Annotated in this window: 16 protein-coding genes; 5 read left to right on the forward strand and 11 right to left on the reverse strand. The window is 63.9% G+C overall.

Features of this window, described 5'->3' with window-relative positions; genetic code table 11:
* The first annotated feature begins 21 nt into the window (after positions 1–21).
* Both API01S_RS25645 and API01S_RS25650 read left to right on the forward strand, forming a co-directional pair.
* Positions 22–495, forward strand: a complete 474-nt coding sequence (locus API01S_RS25645; RefSeq protein WP_006216339.1) for a MarR family winged helix-turn-helix transcriptional regulator — start codon at positions 22–24, stop codon at positions 493–495.
* Positions 496–666: 171 nt separating this feature from the next.
* Complete coding sequence (locus tag API01S_RS25650) at positions 667–1,092, forward strand: organic hydroperoxide resistance protein (protein ID WP_061306485.1); 426 nt, start codon at positions 667–669, stop codon at positions 1,090–1,092.
* Between the two features lie 88 nt (positions 1,093–1,180).
* Here the strand turns inward: API01S_RS25650 and API01S_RS25655 are convergent, their stop codons facing one another.
* The 6 genes from API01S_RS25655 to API01S_RS25680 form a co-directional block, all read right to left on the reverse strand.
* Positions 1,181–1,903: an ABC transporter ATP-binding protein gene (locus API01S_RS25655; RefSeq protein WP_050728481.1), complete on the reverse strand. Its 723-nt coding sequence runs from the start codon at positions 1,901–1,903 to the stop codon at positions 1,181–1,183.
* An 18-nt stretch (positions 1,904–1,921) separates the two neighbouring features.
* Positions 1,922–3,844 (reverse strand): branched-chain amino acid ABC transporter ATP-binding protein/permease, encoded by a 1,923-nt coding sequence (locus tag API01S_RS25660; protein ID WP_050728482.1) that lies wholly within the window; start codon positions 3,842–3,844, stop codon positions 1,922–1,924.
* Positions 3,845–3,847: 3 nt separating this feature from the next.
* On the reverse strand, positions 3,848–4,720 hold the full coding sequence (locus API01S_RS25665) for a branched-chain amino acid ABC transporter permease (protein WP_006216335.1): 873 nt from the start codon (positions 4,718–4,720) through the stop codon (positions 3,848–3,850).
* A gap of 142 nt (positions 4,721–4,862) precedes the next feature.
* Entirely contained in the window at positions 4,863–6,026 is a 1,164-nt protein-coding gene (locus tag API01S_RS25670) for an ABC transporter substrate-binding protein (RefSeq protein ID WP_006216334.1), read from the reverse strand.
* Positions 6,027–6,338: 312 nt separating this feature from the next.
* Positions 6,339–7,280 (reverse strand): LysR substrate-binding domain-containing protein, encoded by a 942-nt coding sequence (locus API01S_RS25675; RefSeq protein WP_050728484.1) that lies wholly within the window; start codon positions 7,278–7,280, stop codon positions 6,339–6,341.
* Between the two features lie 239 nt (positions 7,281–7,519).
* Complete coding sequence (locus tag API01S_RS25680; RefSeq protein ID WP_061306486.1) at positions 7,520–8,152, reverse strand: LysE/ArgO family amino acid transporter; 633 nt, start codon at positions 8,150–8,152, stop codon at positions 7,520–7,522.
* Positions 8,153–8,300: 148 nt separating this feature from the next.
* Here API01S_RS25680 and API01S_RS25685 point away from each other — a divergent pair, with 148 nt between their 5' ends.
* Both API01S_RS25685 and API01S_RS25690 read left to right on the forward strand, forming a co-directional pair.
* Positions 8,301–9,200, forward strand: a complete 900-nt coding sequence (locus API01S_RS25685) for a LysR family transcriptional regulator ArgP (protein ID WP_061306487.1) — start codon at positions 8,301–8,303, stop codon at positions 9,198–9,200.
* A gap of 19 nt (positions 9,201–9,219) precedes the next feature.
* Positions 9,220–9,711, forward strand: coding sequence for a copper chaperone PCu(A)C (locus API01S_RS25690; RefSeq protein ID WP_006216329.1), 492 nt, complete (start codon positions 9,220–9,222; stop codon positions 9,709–9,711).
* Between the two features lie 21 nt (positions 9,712–9,732).
* Here the strand turns inward: API01S_RS25690 and gdhA are convergent, their stop codons facing one another.
* Positions 9,733–11,079: an NADP-specific glutamate dehydrogenase gene (gene gdhA, locus API01S_RS25695; RefSeq protein WP_061306488.1), complete on the reverse strand. Its 1,347-nt coding sequence runs from the start codon at positions 11,077–11,079 to the stop codon at positions 9,733–9,735.
* Positions 11,080–11,553: 474 nt separating this feature from the next.
* Positions 11,554–12,342 carry an exodeoxyribonuclease III gene (locus API01S_RS25700; RefSeq protein ID WP_039882487.1) on the reverse strand — a complete coding sequence of 263 codons (789 nt, stop codon included), beginning with the start codon at positions 12,340–12,342 and terminating at the stop codon, positions 11,554–11,556.
* A 98-nt stretch (positions 12,343–12,440) separates the two neighbouring features.
* Here API01S_RS25700 and pyrE point away from each other — a divergent pair, with 98 nt between their 5' ends.
* Positions 12,441–13,160, forward strand: a complete 720-nt coding sequence (gene pyrE, locus API01S_RS25705; protein WP_156487185.1) for an orotate phosphoribosyltransferase — start codon at positions 12,441–12,443, stop codon at positions 13,158–13,160.
* Positions 13,161–13,202: 42 nt separating this feature from the next.
* On the opposite strand, the gene API01S_RS25710 is transcribed toward pyrE, so the two are convergent.
* The 3 genes from API01S_RS25710 to gatB all read right to left on the reverse strand — a co-directional run bounded on the left by API01S_RS25710 (position 13,203) and on the right by gatB (position 15,462).
* Complete coding sequence (locus API01S_RS25710; protein WP_061306490.1) at positions 13,203–13,661, reverse strand: type II toxin-antitoxin system VapC family toxin; 459 nt, start codon at positions 13,659–13,661, stop codon at positions 13,203–13,205.
* Entirely contained in the window at positions 13,658–13,906 is a 249-nt protein-coding gene (locus API01S_RS25715; RefSeq protein WP_050728487.1) for a hypothetical protein, read from the reverse strand. The genes API01S_RS25710 and API01S_RS25715 overlap by 4 nt, the downstream gene beginning before the upstream one ends.
* 98 nt (positions 13,907–14,004) lie before the next feature.
* Positions 14,005–15,462 (reverse strand): Asp-tRNA(Asn)/Glu-tRNA(Gln) amidotransferase subunit GatB, encoded by a 1,458-nt coding sequence (gene gatB / locus API01S_RS25720; RefSeq protein ID WP_061306491.1) that lies wholly within the window; start codon positions 15,460–15,462, stop codon positions 14,005–14,007.
* Between the last annotated feature and the right edge of the window lies 1 nt (position 15,463).

A 15,463-nucleotide genomic window follows, 5' to 3' on the forward strand; every position in this document is an offset into this window, starting at 1 on the left:
TGCGCTATTTAATATTGCGCAATGAAATCCAAGGCCAGAGTTCTTCCCAAAGCCAAAAGCGCGTTCAACCCGCTGCTGCTGGACAGCCAACTGTGTTTCGCCCTGTACTCGACCTCGCTGGCGATGAACAAGGTGTACCGCAAGCTGCTGCGCGGGCTGGACCTGACCTATCCGCAGTATCTGGTGATGCTGGTGCTGTGGGAAGGCGAGGACATCACGGTGACGGATATCGGCGCCCGGCTGTTCCTGGATTCGGCCACGCTGACGCCACTGCTCAAGCGGCTGGAAGCCGCCGGTCTGGTGACCCGCAAGCGCGCGGTGGACGACGAACGCCAGGTGATCGTCGGCCTGACCCGGCAAGGCCGCGACTTGCGCGAACAGGCCGAGGCCGTGCCGCACGCGGTGGCCGCTGCCGCGCAGTGCACGCTGGACGAGGCGCAGGGCATGATGAAAGCGCTGCACGCGCTGCGGGAAAAGCTGGTCGACAGTATTTGAAGGATGGGTGATGCCTGTCATCATCCGGTCTAATAAATAGCGCACGATATAGTCGTGCACTAGATAAGTGGTAAGCAGTCAGGCAGGTTTGCACGTCATCAGTAAGCGCCGGCGCGGGAAGGCCCGCCCGGCCAGGCAGTTCAACTTTTCATCCTACAAAGGAAACGCATCATGTCTATCGAAAAAGTTATCTATCGCGCCAATGCCACCGCTACCGGCGGCCGTGAAGGCCGTGGCGTCAGCGATGACGGCAACCTGGACGTCAAGCTGACCACGCCGCGCGAACTGGGCGGCGCGGGCGCAGCCGGCACCAACCCCGAACAACTGTTCGCCGTGGGCTATTCGGCCTGCTTCCTGGGCGCGATGAAGTTCGTCGGCGGCCGCGACAAGATCGCCATTCCGGCCGACGTGTCGGTGAACGGCATCGTGGGCATCGGCGCGATCCCGACCGGCTTCGGTATCGAAGTCGAGCTGAAGATCTCGTTGCCGGGCATGGACCGCGAGCAAGCCGAAAAGCTGGTCGCCGCAGCGCACATCGTCTGCCCGTACTCGAATGCCACGCGTGGCAACATCGACGTCACGCTGACGATCGTCTAAGAAACGACTCGGGCGCAGGGCGTGTCGCCCGCGCCCGGCTCGCACGCGACGGCTCCGCAGTCGATGCGGACCGTCGCGTTTTGCCGTCTTAGTGGCCGCCGCCCAGGTAGGCCGCCACCACGGCGGGGTCATCCCTGAGCTTGTCGGCGCTGCCGTGCACAGAGATCCTGCCGTTTTCAAGCACGTAGCCGTAGTCGGCCACCTGCAAGGCGGCAGCGGCGAATTGCTCCACCAGCAGCATCGTCACGCCTTCGTCCTTCAAGCGCGCGATGATGCGGAACACCTCTTCCACCAGGATCGGCGCCAGCCCCATCGAGGGTTCGTCCAGCAACACCAGTTCCGGGTTCAGCATCACGGCGCGTGCCATCGCCAGCATCTGCTGCTCACCGCCCGACAGCGTGCCGGCCAGTTGATCGCGCCGTTCCTTCAAGCGCGGGAACAGGTCCATGGCGCGGCCCAGGTCGGCCTGCACGTCGCCCTTGGGGCGGCTGCCCGTCAGGCGCGGAAACGCGCCCAGCAACAGGTTGTCGGTGACCGACAGCGTGGGAAACACGCGCCGGCCTTCCGGGGAATGCGCCAGCCCCAGCCGCGCGATTCGGTGCGATTCCAGGCCGTCGATGCGCTTGCCGCCCAGCGTGACCTCGCCCGCCGTGGGGCGGATCATGCCCGACAGCGCGCGCATCGTCGTGGTCTTGCCCGCGCCGTTGGAACCGATCAGCGTCACGACCTTCGCCTTGGGCACCTCCATGCTGATGCCGTGCAGCACCTTGACCTTGCCGTAACCCGCTTCCAGATTCTTGATCGATAGCATCTTGTTGTCCTCTTGGCGTCAGGCGGGCGCGCCGCCCAGATACGCCTCGATAACCTTGGCGTTGCTTTGTACTTCGTTGGGCAGGCCCTCTGCGATCTTCTGGCCGAAGTCCAGCACCGAGACCGTATCGCACACCCCCATCACCACGTCCATGTGGTGCTCGATGAGGATGAGCGTGATGCCGTGGTCGCGCACCTTGCGGATGATCGCCAGCAGTTCGACGATGTCGGGCGCGGTCAGCCCGGCGGCGGGTTCGTCCAGCAGCAGCAGTTGCGGGTCCAGCGCCAGCGCGCGCGCGATTTCCAACAGGCGTTGCTTGCCATAGGGCAGGTTGCGGGCCTCTTCGTTGGCCAGCGATTCCAGGCCCACGAATTCCAGCAGCGCCATGGCGCGGGCGCGGGCGCCTTGCTCTTCGCTCTTCCATTTGGACGTGCGCAGCGCAATGCTGGCCAGCCCCGTGGTGAAGGTGTGGTGCAGGCCGACCAGCACGTTCTCCAGCGCTGTCATCTCGCCAAACAGTTGCACGTTCTGGAACGTGCGCGCGATGCCGGCGGCGGCGATGTCGGCAGGCGGCAGCCCCACCAGCGACTTGCCCGAGAATTCGACCGCGCCGGCCGTGGGCACGTAAATGCCGGTCAGCACGTTCATCATGGTGCTCTTGCCCGAACCGTTCGGGCCGATCAGGCCATGGATGGTGCCGCGCTTGACGGTCAGGTCGACTTCATTCAACGCCTTCAGACCGCCGAATTGCATCAGCACGTTCTTGGCGTTCAATAGCGTTTCGCCCTTGCCCGCGACGGCGTCCGGCACGGCCTCCTGTTCCTTGACCAGGTCCGTCTTGACCGACAGCGCCGCGCGGCGGTTCGAGAAGAACAGGTTGCGCACGAAGCCCACGATGCCGTCGGGCAGGTAGTACACGACGAACAGGATCATGGCGCCGAAGATGGTCAGGCGCCAGTCGGTCACGGCCTCCAGCCAGTACGAAAAGACAGCCAGCACGATGGTGCCCACCACCGGCACGACGACGCGGCGCGGTTCGGCGCGGCCCTTGGACACGGCGACGATACTGCCCACCGTGACCAGCACAGCCACGGCCAGCGCGATCAGGCGGAAGGTGCTGATGTCATCGAGCATCTTGGGCAGCAGCACGATGATGGACGCGCCCAGCAGTGCGCCTGTGCGGCTCTTGCGGCCGCCCATGATGATGGCCAGCAGGAACAGGATGGTCAGTTCGAAGTTGTAGGTGTTGGGCGAGATGTACTGTTCCGAATACGAGTAGAGCGCACCCGCCAGGCCCGCGAAGCCGGCGCTGATCACGAAGGCGAACACCTTGTGCCGGTAGACCGACACGCCCATGCAGTCGGACGCGATGGGGCTGTCGCGCAGTGCCTCGAACGAGCGGCCCAGGTGCGACTTCAGGATGCGGTGCACGACGATCAGCGAAATCACCAGCAGCGCGCCGACCAGCCAGAAGTACTCGCTTTTGGTCAGGATGTGGCCACCGATGGAAGGCTTGGGAATCTTGATGCCCAGCGGGCCTTCGGTCATGAAGGTCATTTCGTTGATCAGGATCTGGATGATGGTGCCGAACGCCAGGGTCACCATTGCCAGATAAGGCCCCGTCACCCGCAACGCCGGCAGCGCCAGCACCGCACCGAAGGCGGCGGCGATGAGGATGGCGGCTGGCAGGATCACCCAGATGGGCATCTGCAAATGGAAGAACAGCACGCCGGCCACATACGAGCCGATGCCGAACAGGCCGGCGTGGCCCAGCGACACCTGGCCGGTGTAGCCGACGACGATATCGAGCCCGAAGAGCAGGATCGAATAGATCATGATCGTTTCGATCAGGTGCAGGTAATACGTGTTGGTCACGCCCAGGGGCACGGCGGCCAGGCAGGCGATGGCCACGACGGATAGGAGGAGGTGCAAGGGTTTCATCGCTTACACCTTCTTGATCGCGGTCTTGCCGAACAGGCCGGCGGGCTTGAAGGTCAGTACGAGCAGCAGCAACACCAATCCCGGCACGTCCTTGTACCCCGTCGATAGATAGAATCCGGTGGTCGTTTCGGCGATCCCCAGGATCAGGCCGCCCACCACGACGCCCATCCCGCTGGACAGGCCGCCGATGATCGCCACGGCGAATGCTTTCAAGCCCAGCACCGCGCCCATGGTCGCGCCGGTGAGCGTCAGCGGCGCCACCAGCACCCCCGCGAAGGCGGCGGTCAGCGAGGACAGCGCATACGAAAACGTGATCACCATGCCGGTGTTGATGCCCATCAGGCCGGCCGCGTCGCGGTCGTTGGACGTGGCGACGAAGGCTTTGCCGTAGATGGATTTGCGGTTGAAGATTTCCACCAGGATCATCATGCCCAGCGCGCCGAACACAACCAGCAGCTCCATCGGCAGGACGTTGGCGCCCAGCACCTGGATGGGCGCTTCGGGTAGCGGCGAGGGAAAGCGCAGGTCGTCCCGGCCCCAGATGTTCTCCGCCACGTTCTTGAAGATGATGCCCAGCGCGATGGTGGCCATGATCCAGCCGAATTCCGATCGCGTCTTGATGGCCGGGCGCACCCCGACCCGCTCGACCAGCGCACCCTGCGCGAAGCCGAATATGCAGACGATGGGGATCATCACCCAGTAGTTCACGCCCAGGCCGACGAGCGTCAGCCCGACCAGCGCGCCCAGCATCAGGGCTTCACCCTGGCCGAAGTTCAGCGTGCCGGACGTGGCGAAGGTGAGCTGGTATCCGAACGCGATCACGGCATAGATCATGCCTAGCGCGATACCGCTGTAGATAAGCTGTAGAAGAATCATGGTGTGTGTCTTGAGGCGCTGTGTTCCGTCCCAACCCCCTTGGGCAGAACGCTGATTTCAGGCGGCTGCATGCCCCGCGTCCGATGGTCGGGACGCGGGCGGCGGCGGCCGGGAAGCCGCCGCCTTCCTGCTGTTGCGAGGCTTAGTTGGCCTTGACGACGCGGCCGCCCTTGACCTCGCCGATGACCACTTCCTTGGCCGTGATGGCGTCGTGGTTGTCGTGGGTGAACGGCTTGTTGTAGGTCATCACCACGCCTTCCACCGGCGTTTGCAGGTTTTCCAGCGCCTCGCGCACCTTCGGGCCGTCGGTGGAGTTGGCCTGCTTGATGGCGGCGGCCAGGAGGAAGACCGAGTCATAGCCCTGCGCGGCCGACACCGGAGAATCGATGCGGTTGTTCTTGGGCTTGAACTTGGACAGGTAGGCGTCGATGAACGCCTTGCGCTTGGGCGTGTCCGGGTCCTGGATGAAGGTCTGCGGCATGCGCGCGCCTTCGCCGTTGGCGCCGGAGTTGTCGATGTAGTTGGCCATCGACAAGGTCCAGCTGCCGATGATCGGCACCTTCCAGCCCAGCTTGGTCATGCCGTTGGCGATCTGCGCCAGTTCGGGGCCGATGCCGTAGGTCAGCACGGCTTCGGCGCCGGCGGCCTTGGCTTTCAACAGCTGGGCCGTCATGTCGACGTCCTTGATGTTGAACTTCTCGACGGCCACGGCTTTGATGCCCTTGGCGTCCAGCGCCTTTTCCAGATCTTCGCGGCCAAGCTGGCCGTAGTTGGTGGAGTCGGCCAGGATGGCGACCTTCTTGAAGCCACGGCGGGTGATCGCTTCTTCAACGATCATCGGGGCCTGGATGCTGTCATTGGCCGCGTTGCGGAACACGTAGTTGTCGGGGTATTCCGGCGCCTTGAACTGGTGCGTGATCACGCTGCCCGTGGCCACGTTGTTGAAGACCGGGATCTTGGCGTCCTGGTAGAAACGTTGCGAGGCCAGCGCCACGCCGGTGTTGATGTAGCCGACCGTGGCGGCCACCTGTTCCTTGTTGATCAGTTCCTGCGCGATCTGCACGCCGCGCTCGTTCTTGGCTTCGTCGTCGCGTTCGACGGCAACCAGCTGGCGCCCCAGCACGCCGCCGCTCTTGTTGATCTCTTCAATGGCCAGGCGCACGCCGTCGCGCATGCTGACGCCCATCGAGGAGGAGCCGCCCGTGTAGGGTCCGGCCACGCCGATCTTGATGGGGTCGGCCGCGTAGGACGCGGCCGATGCGGCAAATGCAAGGGTTCCTGCTAGCAGCTTCAAACGAAAATCCATGGATGTCTCCGTTGTAGTAATTAGTGAACTGCGTGGAAAACCGTGTGCCGGCGCTGATCGGCGTGTTACGTGATGCGGCGCTCTCCTGTGTTGCGTGTTGTGACTGTCTGCTTAATCGCTTACGCGAATCTGACCGCGCGGGCCTTTTCCGCGTAAATACCTAGTACGGGCGCAAGGGGCCGCCAGCCGTTCGTCGCGATGTCGCACGCGGGCCTGATCGGGTCGATGTGGGGGCAGACAGCGGCGTTCGCGGCATCCTAGCGAGCGGCAGGGCGCGTTGTGCGGAAATTCCTTCCGCCCATCACTGGAAATTTATTCCTGACTGGCGTGCAGGCCGCGCGGGTCCTGGGCCGCCAGTTTGCAGACCTCTTGCAGCCATAGGGAAAACGCTTGCACCACGCGGCGGGGCGTGCGCGAAGCCTCGGTGCAAAGGTAATACTGCGACTCGCCCGGGATTTCAATGTCGGTGACGCGAAGCAGCTTGCCTTCGTCCAGCCATTCGGCGGCCAGGCTGCGACGAGTGAGAGCCACGCCCTGGCCTGCGCGGGCGGCCGCCAGCATCATGCCCAGATCCACCAGCCAGACGCCGCGCGAAGGTTCCGGCCAGTCCAGGCCGGCCGCGTCCAGCCAGGGCCGCCAGGGCTCCATGGGACAACGCAGCAGCTCGGCGCGCGCCAGGTCCTGCGGGCGATTGAAAGGCCCGCGCGACGCCAGATAGGCGGGCGAGCAGACGGCGAAGACGGGGTCGTTGGTCAGTTGCCGGGCGTGCAGGCCGGGATGCTTGCCGCTGCCAAAGCGCACCCAGACGTCGGCGTTGGGCGGCATGATGTCCAGGTAAGGGATGGACAGCATGATTTCCAATTCCACTTCGGGATGCGCGGCGGTGAACCCGGGCAGGTAGGGAATCAGTACCTGCCGGGCGAACGTGGGCGTGGACACCACGCGCAGCGGCTCGGGCTTGGGTTCACCCCGCTGATGCAGGGACGCGTCGGACAACAGGTCCAGCGCGGTGCGCACCTGGCTCAGGTAGTCGCGCCCGGCGGCGCTGAGGGTGGCGCCCCGGCTGCTGCGGATGAACAACGAGACGTCCAGCATCGCCTCCAGCGCGGCAATGCGCTTGCCGATGGCGCTGGCGGTGACAAACAGTTCTTCGCTGGCGCGCTCGAAGGAACCGAGGCGCGCGGCGGCTTCGAAGGCCTGGATGGCGGCCAACGGCGGCAGCCGCACGTCTTTGGAAGGGGTAGGTCCGCGCATGATCGTCTGGCGGGCCGGCCGTGCGCCCGACGAAAGAGTGGCAACGGCGCATTATAAAAGTGAAGAGGGAGGGGGGCGAGGCGGAGGCGGCGGCGGAAGCTGTAGTGAACGCCATGGCCATGGCAAAGGCGAACGCAAAGTCGAAGGCAACCCCGAAGGCAACCGCAAACCCGACGGTAACCGCCAAGCCGCCGCGCCAAGTCAGGCGCGGCAGACCTTGCAGGCGGGGGCTGTCCGCGTCAGATGCCCTTGATGGCCAGGCTGGCCGCCAGGGCCGCCATGATCACGGCGATGACGCCGTCCAGCACGCGCCAGGCCAAGGCGCTGGCGAAGAAGCGGGCGAACAGGCGCGAGCCGATGCCCAGCACGGCGAGCCAAAGCAGGCTGGCGGTGAAGGCGCCCGCTGCGAACGCCATGCGGGCGTCGTCGAACCCGTGCGCCAGCGAGCCCACGACCACCATATCCAGCCAGAAATGCGGATTCAGCAGCGAAAAGCCCAACGCGCCCAGCATCGCGGCGCGGCGCGAGGGCACCACGTCGCGCGCGGCGGCAAGGCCACCCGTGGCCGTCCAGGCGCGGCGTGCGGACTGCACGGCGTACCAGGACAGGAAGGCCACGCCGAACCACAGCACGGCGGTCGTCAGCCAGGGAAACCAGGTGGTCAGCGCTTGCAGCCCCGAGACGCTGGCGAAGATGAAGACCGCGTCGATCAAGGCGCAGATGGCGACCACGCTGAGCAGATGGGCACGCATCAGCCCCTGCCGCAGGATGAAGGCGCTTTGCGCGCCCACGACGGCGAACAGACCCAGCCCGGTGGCCGTTCCGCTGGCCCAGGCAGTAAGGAAGAGGGGGGATGACAAGGTGGCGAACATGATGCAAATACCTGTGACTGCAACGCCTGTGGCGGCGCTTTGATAAGAGTTCCGAACGCATTGCGCGGTTCGGCAATAAGGTATTTTCCCTTGCCATTGATATGAAATACAGCTAATTTTCCTTCACTATATTAAGGTGAGCTAATCTGTGAAAATCGACCATGGCAATCTTCGCGCGCTGGCCGCGGTGATCCGCGAAGGCAGTTTCGAGCGCGCGGCGCTGTCTCTCAGCGTGACGCCATCGGCCGTCTCGCAGCGGATCAAGGCCCTGGAAGACCGCATGGGCCGCTTGCTGGTCCAACGCACCGTGCCGGCGGCAGCCACGGCCGATGGCCAGGTGCTGGTGCAGCTGGCCGAACAGACGGCGCTGCTGGAGCACGACGCGCTGAACCGGCTGGGGGTGTCGGATGACGAAGTGCCGCACGCCAGCATCCCGATCGCGGTCAACCACGACAGCCTGGAAACCTGGTTCGTTGATGCCGCGCTGCTGTTTTCCCAGCGCACTCGCGCGACCCTGGACATGCAGTCCGAAGACCAGGACCACACCGCCGCGCTGTTGCGCAACGGCTCGGTGCTGGGGGCGGTGACGACGCTGGCCGACCCGGTGCAGGGTTGCCGCATCCATGCGCTGGGCAGCATGCGTTACGTGGCGACCTGCACGCCCGAGTTTCACAAGCGCTATTTCGCCCAGGGCGTGAACGCGCAGACGATGGCGCAGGCGCCGGTGCTGGTCTTTAACCGCAAGGATGCATTGCAGGCGCGCTTTGCCCACAAGATTTCAGATCCCGCGCCGTGGCAGCCACCCGTGTGGTGGGTGCCGTCCACGCGCGCGTTCGTGCAGGCGACGCTGGGCGGCCTGGGCTGGACGATGAATCCGCTGCCCTTGGTGCAGGAACATCTTGATGCCGGTCATCTGATGATGCTTCGCAGCCGCGCCTGGGAGGATGTGCCGCTGTATTGGCAGCATTGGCGGGTAAACTCCGAGGCGATGGAAGCCTTGACCGATTCGGTTCTGTCAGCCGCCCGCAGCTTGGTCCGGCGGCGTTAACCCACTAGGAGGACACCCCATGAACATCCGCAAGTTCGCACTCATTGCCGCCCTGGGCCTGTGTACGGCCGGCTCGGCGTGGGCCAAGGACTACAAGGTTGGCCAGGTCGAGATTGACGATCTTTGGGTGCGCGCATCCGCGCCGGGTCAATCGAATGGAGCGGGGTACATGGACATCGACAACGATGCCAAGACCGCGGACCGCCTTGTGTCGGTGACGTCGGACGCCGCCGAACGGGTCGAGCTGCACACGGTGCAGACCGAGAACGGCGTGTCCAAGATGCGTCAGGTGGAAGGCGGCATCGCGGTGCCCGCCGATACCGAGGTGAAACTCAGCCCGGGCGGGTACCACGTCATGTTCATCAAGCTGCGCGCGCCCTTCAAGGATGGCGATACGGTGCCCGCCACGCTGAAGTTCGAAAAGGCCGGCGAGGTCGCCGTCCAGTTCAAGGTCAAGCCGGCCTCGCACAACCCCGGCATGAGCCACGATCACGGCGCCATGAAGCACTGAGCGCCGCGCGCGTTTCCTTTATCAGTACAGGCCTTGCTGGCGCATTGCCTCAGCAACCTTGACGAAGCCGGCAATGTTGGCGCCGTCCAGGTAGTTGACGTATTCGCGCTCGCTATGGCCGTGGCGCACGCAGTTTTCGTGGATGTCGCGCATGATGGCGTGCAGGCGGGTGTCCACTTCTTCGCGCGTCCATGACAGGCGCGCGGAGTTCTGCGCCATTTCCAGGCCCGACACCGCTACGCCACCGGCGTTCGACGCCTTGCCCGGCGCGTACAGCACGCGCGCGGCGATGAAGGCCTTGGCGGCGTCCAGCGTGGCGGGCATGTTGGCGCCTTCGGCCACGCACAACACGCCGTTCTTGATCAGCGTTTGCGCATCGGCCAGCTCCAGTTCATTCTGGGTGGCGCACGGCAGGGCCACGTCCACCGGCACGTGCCACGGGCGCTTGCCCGCTTCGTACTTCAGGCCAAATTGCTGGGCATAGCTGTCCAGGCGGCCGCGCAGGTCATTCTTGATGTGCATCAGCGCAACCAGCTTTTCATGCGTGAATCCGGCGTCGTCGACCACCGTACCGTTCGAATCCGACACGGTCACGACCTTGGCGCCCAGGGACATGGCCTTTTCGATGGCGTATTGCGCCACGTTGCCCGAGCCGGACACCGACACGCGCAGACCGTCGAACGATTTGCCCACGCGCTTGAGCATTTCTTCGGCGAAATACACCGTGCCATAGCCCGTGGCTTCCGGACGGATCAGGCTGCCGCCAAAGGTCAGGCCCTTGCCGGTGAAGACGCTGGCGGTGGAGTTCGACAGCTTTTTCATCATGCCGGCCATGAAGCCCACTTCCCGCGCGCCCACGCCGATGTCGCCGGCCGGGACGTCGGTGTCGGGACCCAGGTGGCGATACAGTTCGATCATCAGCGCCTGGCAGAAACGCATGACTTCGGCGTCGGACTTGCCCTTGGGGTCGAAGTCGGATCCGCCCTTGCCGCCGCCCATGGGCAGGGTCGTCAGCGAGTTCTTCAGCGTCTGCTCGAAAGCCAGGAACTTGAGGATGGACAGGTTCACCGAGGGGTGAAAGCGCATGCCGCCCTTGAACGGGCCGATGGCCGAGCTGTGCTGGATGCGGAAAGCGCGATTGACCCGGGCTTGGCCACGGTCATCGGTCCAGCACACGCGGAATTGAATGACGCGTTCCGGTTCGACCAGACGCTCAAGCAGCGCGTGCTCGGCGTAGTGCGGGTGCTTTTCGATGAAAGGCCACAGGCTCCACATGACCTCCTGGACGGCTTGCATGAACTCGGGCTGTTGCGGGTCGCGCGCGGCGACGGCACGCAGGAAGTCGTCCAGACTCTGCACTTTCAACATGATCTCCTCGGGGGTGCTACGAATGGGTGCGTCTTGCGCCAATTTGGGGCGCAGATTGATTATTCTGGTGCATCGACTGCACCGTCATGGTGCGCAAGTGTATGGATATTTGTTGCTCTGCGCAAAGCCCTCCAATGTGGGTAGAGCCTTGAAAAGAAAGCGGTTTTTCTTTGTTTAAAATGGGGTCGTATCAATAAGGGGAGATGCGTTTTGATCCTGCCGCGAAGCCGATTGTTATCGGAAGCATTGATTTTTCTGGGAAAATTAATACGTCCCCGTTTTATGGCATGGTTGGTCGGCGGGTCGGATCGCCCGTTTTCCCCATGAATACAAGGGTTTCGCGCGAACGGGGACGGCAGGTGCAGACCATTTTTGTATTTATACGTCCCCATTTAATAATTGTGTAGGCGGGGACGTCGACGCTGTCGGGCGACGGCGTGTTGAGGCAGGGGCCGGCCGAGCCGGCCCGCAAGCTTAAAGCGTCGTGTCGTAGTCGATCGTCAGCGGCGCGTGGTCCGAAAAGCGTTCGTCCTTGTAGATCGCGACGTTGCGCGCGCGGGCGGCGATGCCCGGCGTGGCGATCTGATAGTCGATCCGCCACCCGACGTTCTTGGCCCATGCCTGGCCGCGATTGCTCCACCAGGTGTATTGGTCGGGCCGGTCGTCAATGGTGCGGAACACGTCCACGAACCCGCGCTTGTCGAACACGTCGGTCAGCCAGGCGCGCTCTTCGGGCAGGAAGCCCGAGTTCTTCATGTTGCCCTTCCAGTTCTTCAGGTCGATTTCCTTGTGGGCGATGTTCCAATCGCCGCAGATGACGAATTCGCGACCGGTGGTCTTGTGTTCGTGCATCAGCGCATCGATCCACGGGCCGAAGCGATCCAGGAATCGATACTTGGCCTGCTGGCGTTCGTCGCCGCTGGAGCCGGAGGGCAGGTAGGCGCTGATCACCGACAGGTTCTTCCAGTCGGCGCGGATGATGCGGCCCTCGGGGTCGAATTCTTCGCAGCCCAGGCCGATGTTCACGCGTTCGGCGGCATCGCGCAGGTAGATGCCCACGCCGCTATAGCCTTTTTTGACGGCGTGGTGAAAATGGCCGGTGTAGCCGGGCGGGTGACGCAGGTCCTCGGTCAGGTCGGCGTCGGCGATCTTGATTTCCTGAAGGCAAAGAATGTCCGCGGCGTGCTTTTCCATCCAGGGTTGCAGACCCTTGCGAAAGGCGGACCGGATGCCGTTGAGATTGATCGACGTGATGCGCAGCAAAGCGAAACTCCTGTAAGGCGGCCCTTGCGGCCGGAACAATGCCAGGAATTTAACCGACTCGGCGGCGGGGGCAGGAAATGGCTCGGACACCGGATAAAATGCGAGGGTTTGCTATCTACCGGACCTTTCGCATGCCCGCCGCCACTTCTACCGCCACGTCCCTCGATTTTGTCCGCTTCGCCCTTGATGAAGGCGTGCTGCGCTTCGGCAGCTTCAAGGTCAAATCGGGCCGGATCAGCCCGTACTTCTTCAATGCCGGCCTGTTCAACAGCGGCCGCGCGGTGGGCAAGCTGGCGCAGTTCTACGCACAGGCGCTGCTGGATTCCGGCGTGCAGTTCGACATGCTGTTCGGGCCGGCCTACAAGGGCATCCCATTGGCCACCGCGACGGCGGTAGCGCTGGCGGGCCACCCGGCGATGGACGGGCGCAACGACGTTCCGTTTGCCTACAACCGCAAGGAAGCCAAGGATCACGGCGAAGGCGGCACCCTGGTTGGCGCGCCGCTGGAAGGCAAAGTCGTCATCATCGACGATGTGATCACGGCGGGCACGTCGGTGCGCGAGTCGGTGGAAATCATCCGCAACGCGGGCGCAGAGCCGGCCGCCGTGCTGATCGCCATGGACCGCATGGAACGCGCGGGCGCGGACGACGCGCTGTCGGCGCATTCCGCCGTGCAGGACGTAGCCAAGACCTACGGCATCCCGGTGGTGGCGATTGCGTCGCTGTCGGACATCATGGCCCTGCTGCAAGACGACGCGTCGTTCGCGGAAAACCGCGATGCGGTGCAGGCGTATCGCACGAAGTATGGGGTGAAGTAACAACCCGGATGTCAGGCTGCCCGGTGCGACGCGCCGGGCGCCTTAGCCATAGCGCGCCATGGGTTCCGCTACTCCATGAGCCTGCCCGAATACCGAAACGCCATGCGCCCTGGCCGCGTCGGCAAGTTTGCGGTCGAAGGTTGCCAGGCAACTGCCGGACCGGGCCGCCAGCTCAAGATAGGTGGCATCGTAGGCGGTCAGGGCATGGGCAAGCGCGAGCTGATGGGTGACTGACCATTGGCGAGGCGTGCCAGTTGTGTCGGTGCGGATTGGAAACGATCCAATACGCGCCATGAAGGATGTCACCCGTCCGGAAGCGATGATATTCGCCCGCTGCAAGCGCAGCATGCCGTTGGCTATTTCCACGTGCCAATGCTGCGGCACGAGCATATTGAAATGCTCGATTTCCTCGAACAGATGGTTTGCCAGCATGGCTTCCGAAGGATCGCTTCGGTGGACCAGCCAGCCCAATGCCACGGACGCGTCCAGGACCGTGTTCAACGTCGGTCCTCTTCTTGCCAGGCGCGCAGTTGTTCGTCGGACACACCGTGGTCGCGTGGAAAATGCTTGAGTGCGAGCAGAGCATCGTAGGCGTCGGGCGTCATTTCAGGATTTGCCGGCCGAATGTATGCCCGCGCCTTGCCATCCCGCATGATCACAACGCGCGCCCCGTTATGCGCCGCCTGGATCAGCGCTTCAAGGCGGTCGGCCACGGTTTCCTGCGGAACTTCGATGTAGTCAGACATGGAGCACTCCGAACAAAAGTTGAGTCCCCATTCTTGAAAAAAGAAAAGGCCGCGGCAAGATGCCGCGGCCTTTTGTAGGACTGATCCTACGCCGACTATCAGTTGTCGAGCTTTTCCTTGAGCAGGTCATTCACTTGCTGCGGGTTGGCCTTGCCGCGCGCGGCCTTCATGATCTGGCCGACCAGTGAGTTGAACGCTTTCTGCTTGCCGGCCCGGTACTCTTCCACGATCGCCGGGTTGGCGGCCAGCACTTCGTCGATCATGGCGCCGATGGCGCCCGTGTCGCTGATCTGCTTCAAGCCACGTGCGTCGATGATGGCGTCCGCGTCGCCGCCGTTTTCGCCGGCCCACATGGCGCCGAACACTTCGCGCGCGATCTTGTTCGAGATCGTGCCGTCGATGATGCGGCCGATCAGGGCGGCCAGCGCCGGCGCCTGCACGGGCGATTCGGCGATGTTCTTTTCTTCCTTGTTCAAGGCGGCGGCCACTTCGCCCATGACCCAGTTCGCGGCCAGCTTGGCCTGGCCCGCCGGTAGCGCGTTCGCCACCGCCTGGAAGTAAGCGGCCAGGTCGCGGCTGACGGTCAATTGGGCGGCGTCGTACGCAGGCAGCCCGAATTCCTTTTCGAAGCGGGCGCGCTGCGCGGCCGGCAGTTCGGGCATGGCGGCGCGCACTTCATCGACCCAGGCGGGCGAAATCACCAGCGTGGGCAGGTCGGGGTCCGGGAAGTAGCGGTAGTCGTGCGCGTCTTCCTTGCTGCGCATGCTGCGCGTTTCGTCGCGGTCGGCGTCGTACAGGCGCGTTTCCTGCACCACCGTGCCGCCGTCCTCGATCAGTTCGATCTGGCGGCGCGCCTCGTAGACGATGGCGCGTTCCAGGAAGCGGAACGAGTTGACGTTCTTGATCTCGGTGCGGGTGCCGAATTCCTTCTGACCGACCGGGCGCACCGACACGTTGGCGTCGCAGCGGAACGAGCCTTCCTGCATGTTGCCATCGCAAATGCCCAACCACACGACCAGGCTGTGCAGCGCGCGCGCGTAGGACACGGCTTCGGCGGCCGAACGCATTTCGGGTTCGGTCACGATCTCCAGCAAGGGCGTGCCGGCGCGGTTCAGGTCGATGCCGCTGGCCGGCGAGCCGTTGGCCAGCGTGAAGTCGTCGTGCAGCGATTTGCCGGCGTCTTCTTCCAGGTGGGCGCGCGTCAGGTTGACGGTTTTTTCTTCTTCGCCGACGAAGAACGACAGCGATCCACCGACGACAACGGGCAGCTCGTATTGGCTGATCTGATAGCCCTTGGGCAAGTCAGGGTAGAAGTAGTTCTTGCGCGCGAAAACCGAGCGCGGCGCGATGGTCGCGCCCACGGCCAGGCCGAAGCGGATGGCGCGTTCGGCCGCGCCACGGTTCATGACCGGCAGGCTGCCCGGCAGGGCCAGGTCCACCTCATTGGCATGCGTGTTGGGCGCTGCGCCGAATTGGGTGCTGCTGCCCGAAAAAATCTTGGAGTCGGTGGAAAGCTGCGTATGCGTTTCCAGGCCGATGACGATTTCCCAGTTCATT

This window comes from Achromobacter piechaudii NBRC 102461 (assembly GCF_001571245.1).
Classification (GTDB): Bacteria; Pseudomonadota; Gammaproteobacteria; order Burkholderiales; family Burkholderiaceae_B; genus Achromobacter; species Achromobacter piechaudii.

Coding starts and splice junctions, on each gene's coding strand:
- API01S_RS25645 (WP_006216339.1), top strand. CDS start 22: ATGAAATCCAAGGCCAGAGTTCTTCCCAAAGCCAAAAGCGCGTTCAAC.
- API01S_RS25650 (WP_061306485.1), top strand. CDS start 667: ATGTCTATCGAAAAAGTTATCTATCGCGCCAATGCCACCGCTACCGGC.
- API01S_RS25655 (WP_050728481.1), bottom strand. CDS start 1,903: ATGCTATCGATCAAGAATCTGGAAGCGGGTTACGGCAAGGTCAAGGTG.
- API01S_RS25660 (WP_050728482.1), bottom strand. CDS start 3,844: ATGAAACCCTTGCACCTCCTCCTATCCGTCGTGGCCATCGCCTGCCTG.
- API01S_RS25665 (WP_006216335.1), bottom strand. CDS start 4,720: ATGATTCTTCTACAGCTTATCTACAGCGGTATCGCGCTAGGCATGATC.
- API01S_RS25670 (WP_006216334.1), bottom strand. CDS start 6,026: ATGGATTTTCGTTTGAAGCTGCTAGCAGGAACCCTTGCATTTGCCGCA.
- API01S_RS25675 (WP_050728484.1), bottom strand. CDS start 7,280: ATGCGCGGACCTACCCCTTCCAAAGACGTGCGGCTGCCGCCGTTGGCC.
- API01S_RS25680 (WP_061306486.1), bottom strand. CDS start 8,152: ATGTTCGCCACCTTGTCATCCCCCCTCTTCCTTACTGCCTGGGCCAGC.
- API01S_RS25690 (WP_006216329.1), top strand. CDS start 9,220: ATGAACATCCGCAAGTTCGCACTCATTGCCGCCCTGGGCCTGTGTACG.
- gdhA (WP_061306488.1), bottom strand. CDS start 11,079: ATGTTGAAAGTGCAGAGTCTGGACGACTTCCTGCGTGCCGTCGCCGCG.
- pyrE (WP_156487185.1), top strand. CDS start 12,441: ATGCGAGGGTTTGCTATCTACCGGACCTTTCGCATGCCCGCCGCCACT.
- API01S_RS25715 (WP_050728487.1), bottom strand. CDS start 13,906: ATGTCTGACTACATCGAAGTTCCGCAGGAAACCGTGGCCGACCGCCTT.
- gatB (WP_061306491.1), bottom strand. CDS start 15,462: ATGAACTGGGAAATCGTCATCGGCCTGGAAACGCATACGCAGCTTTCC.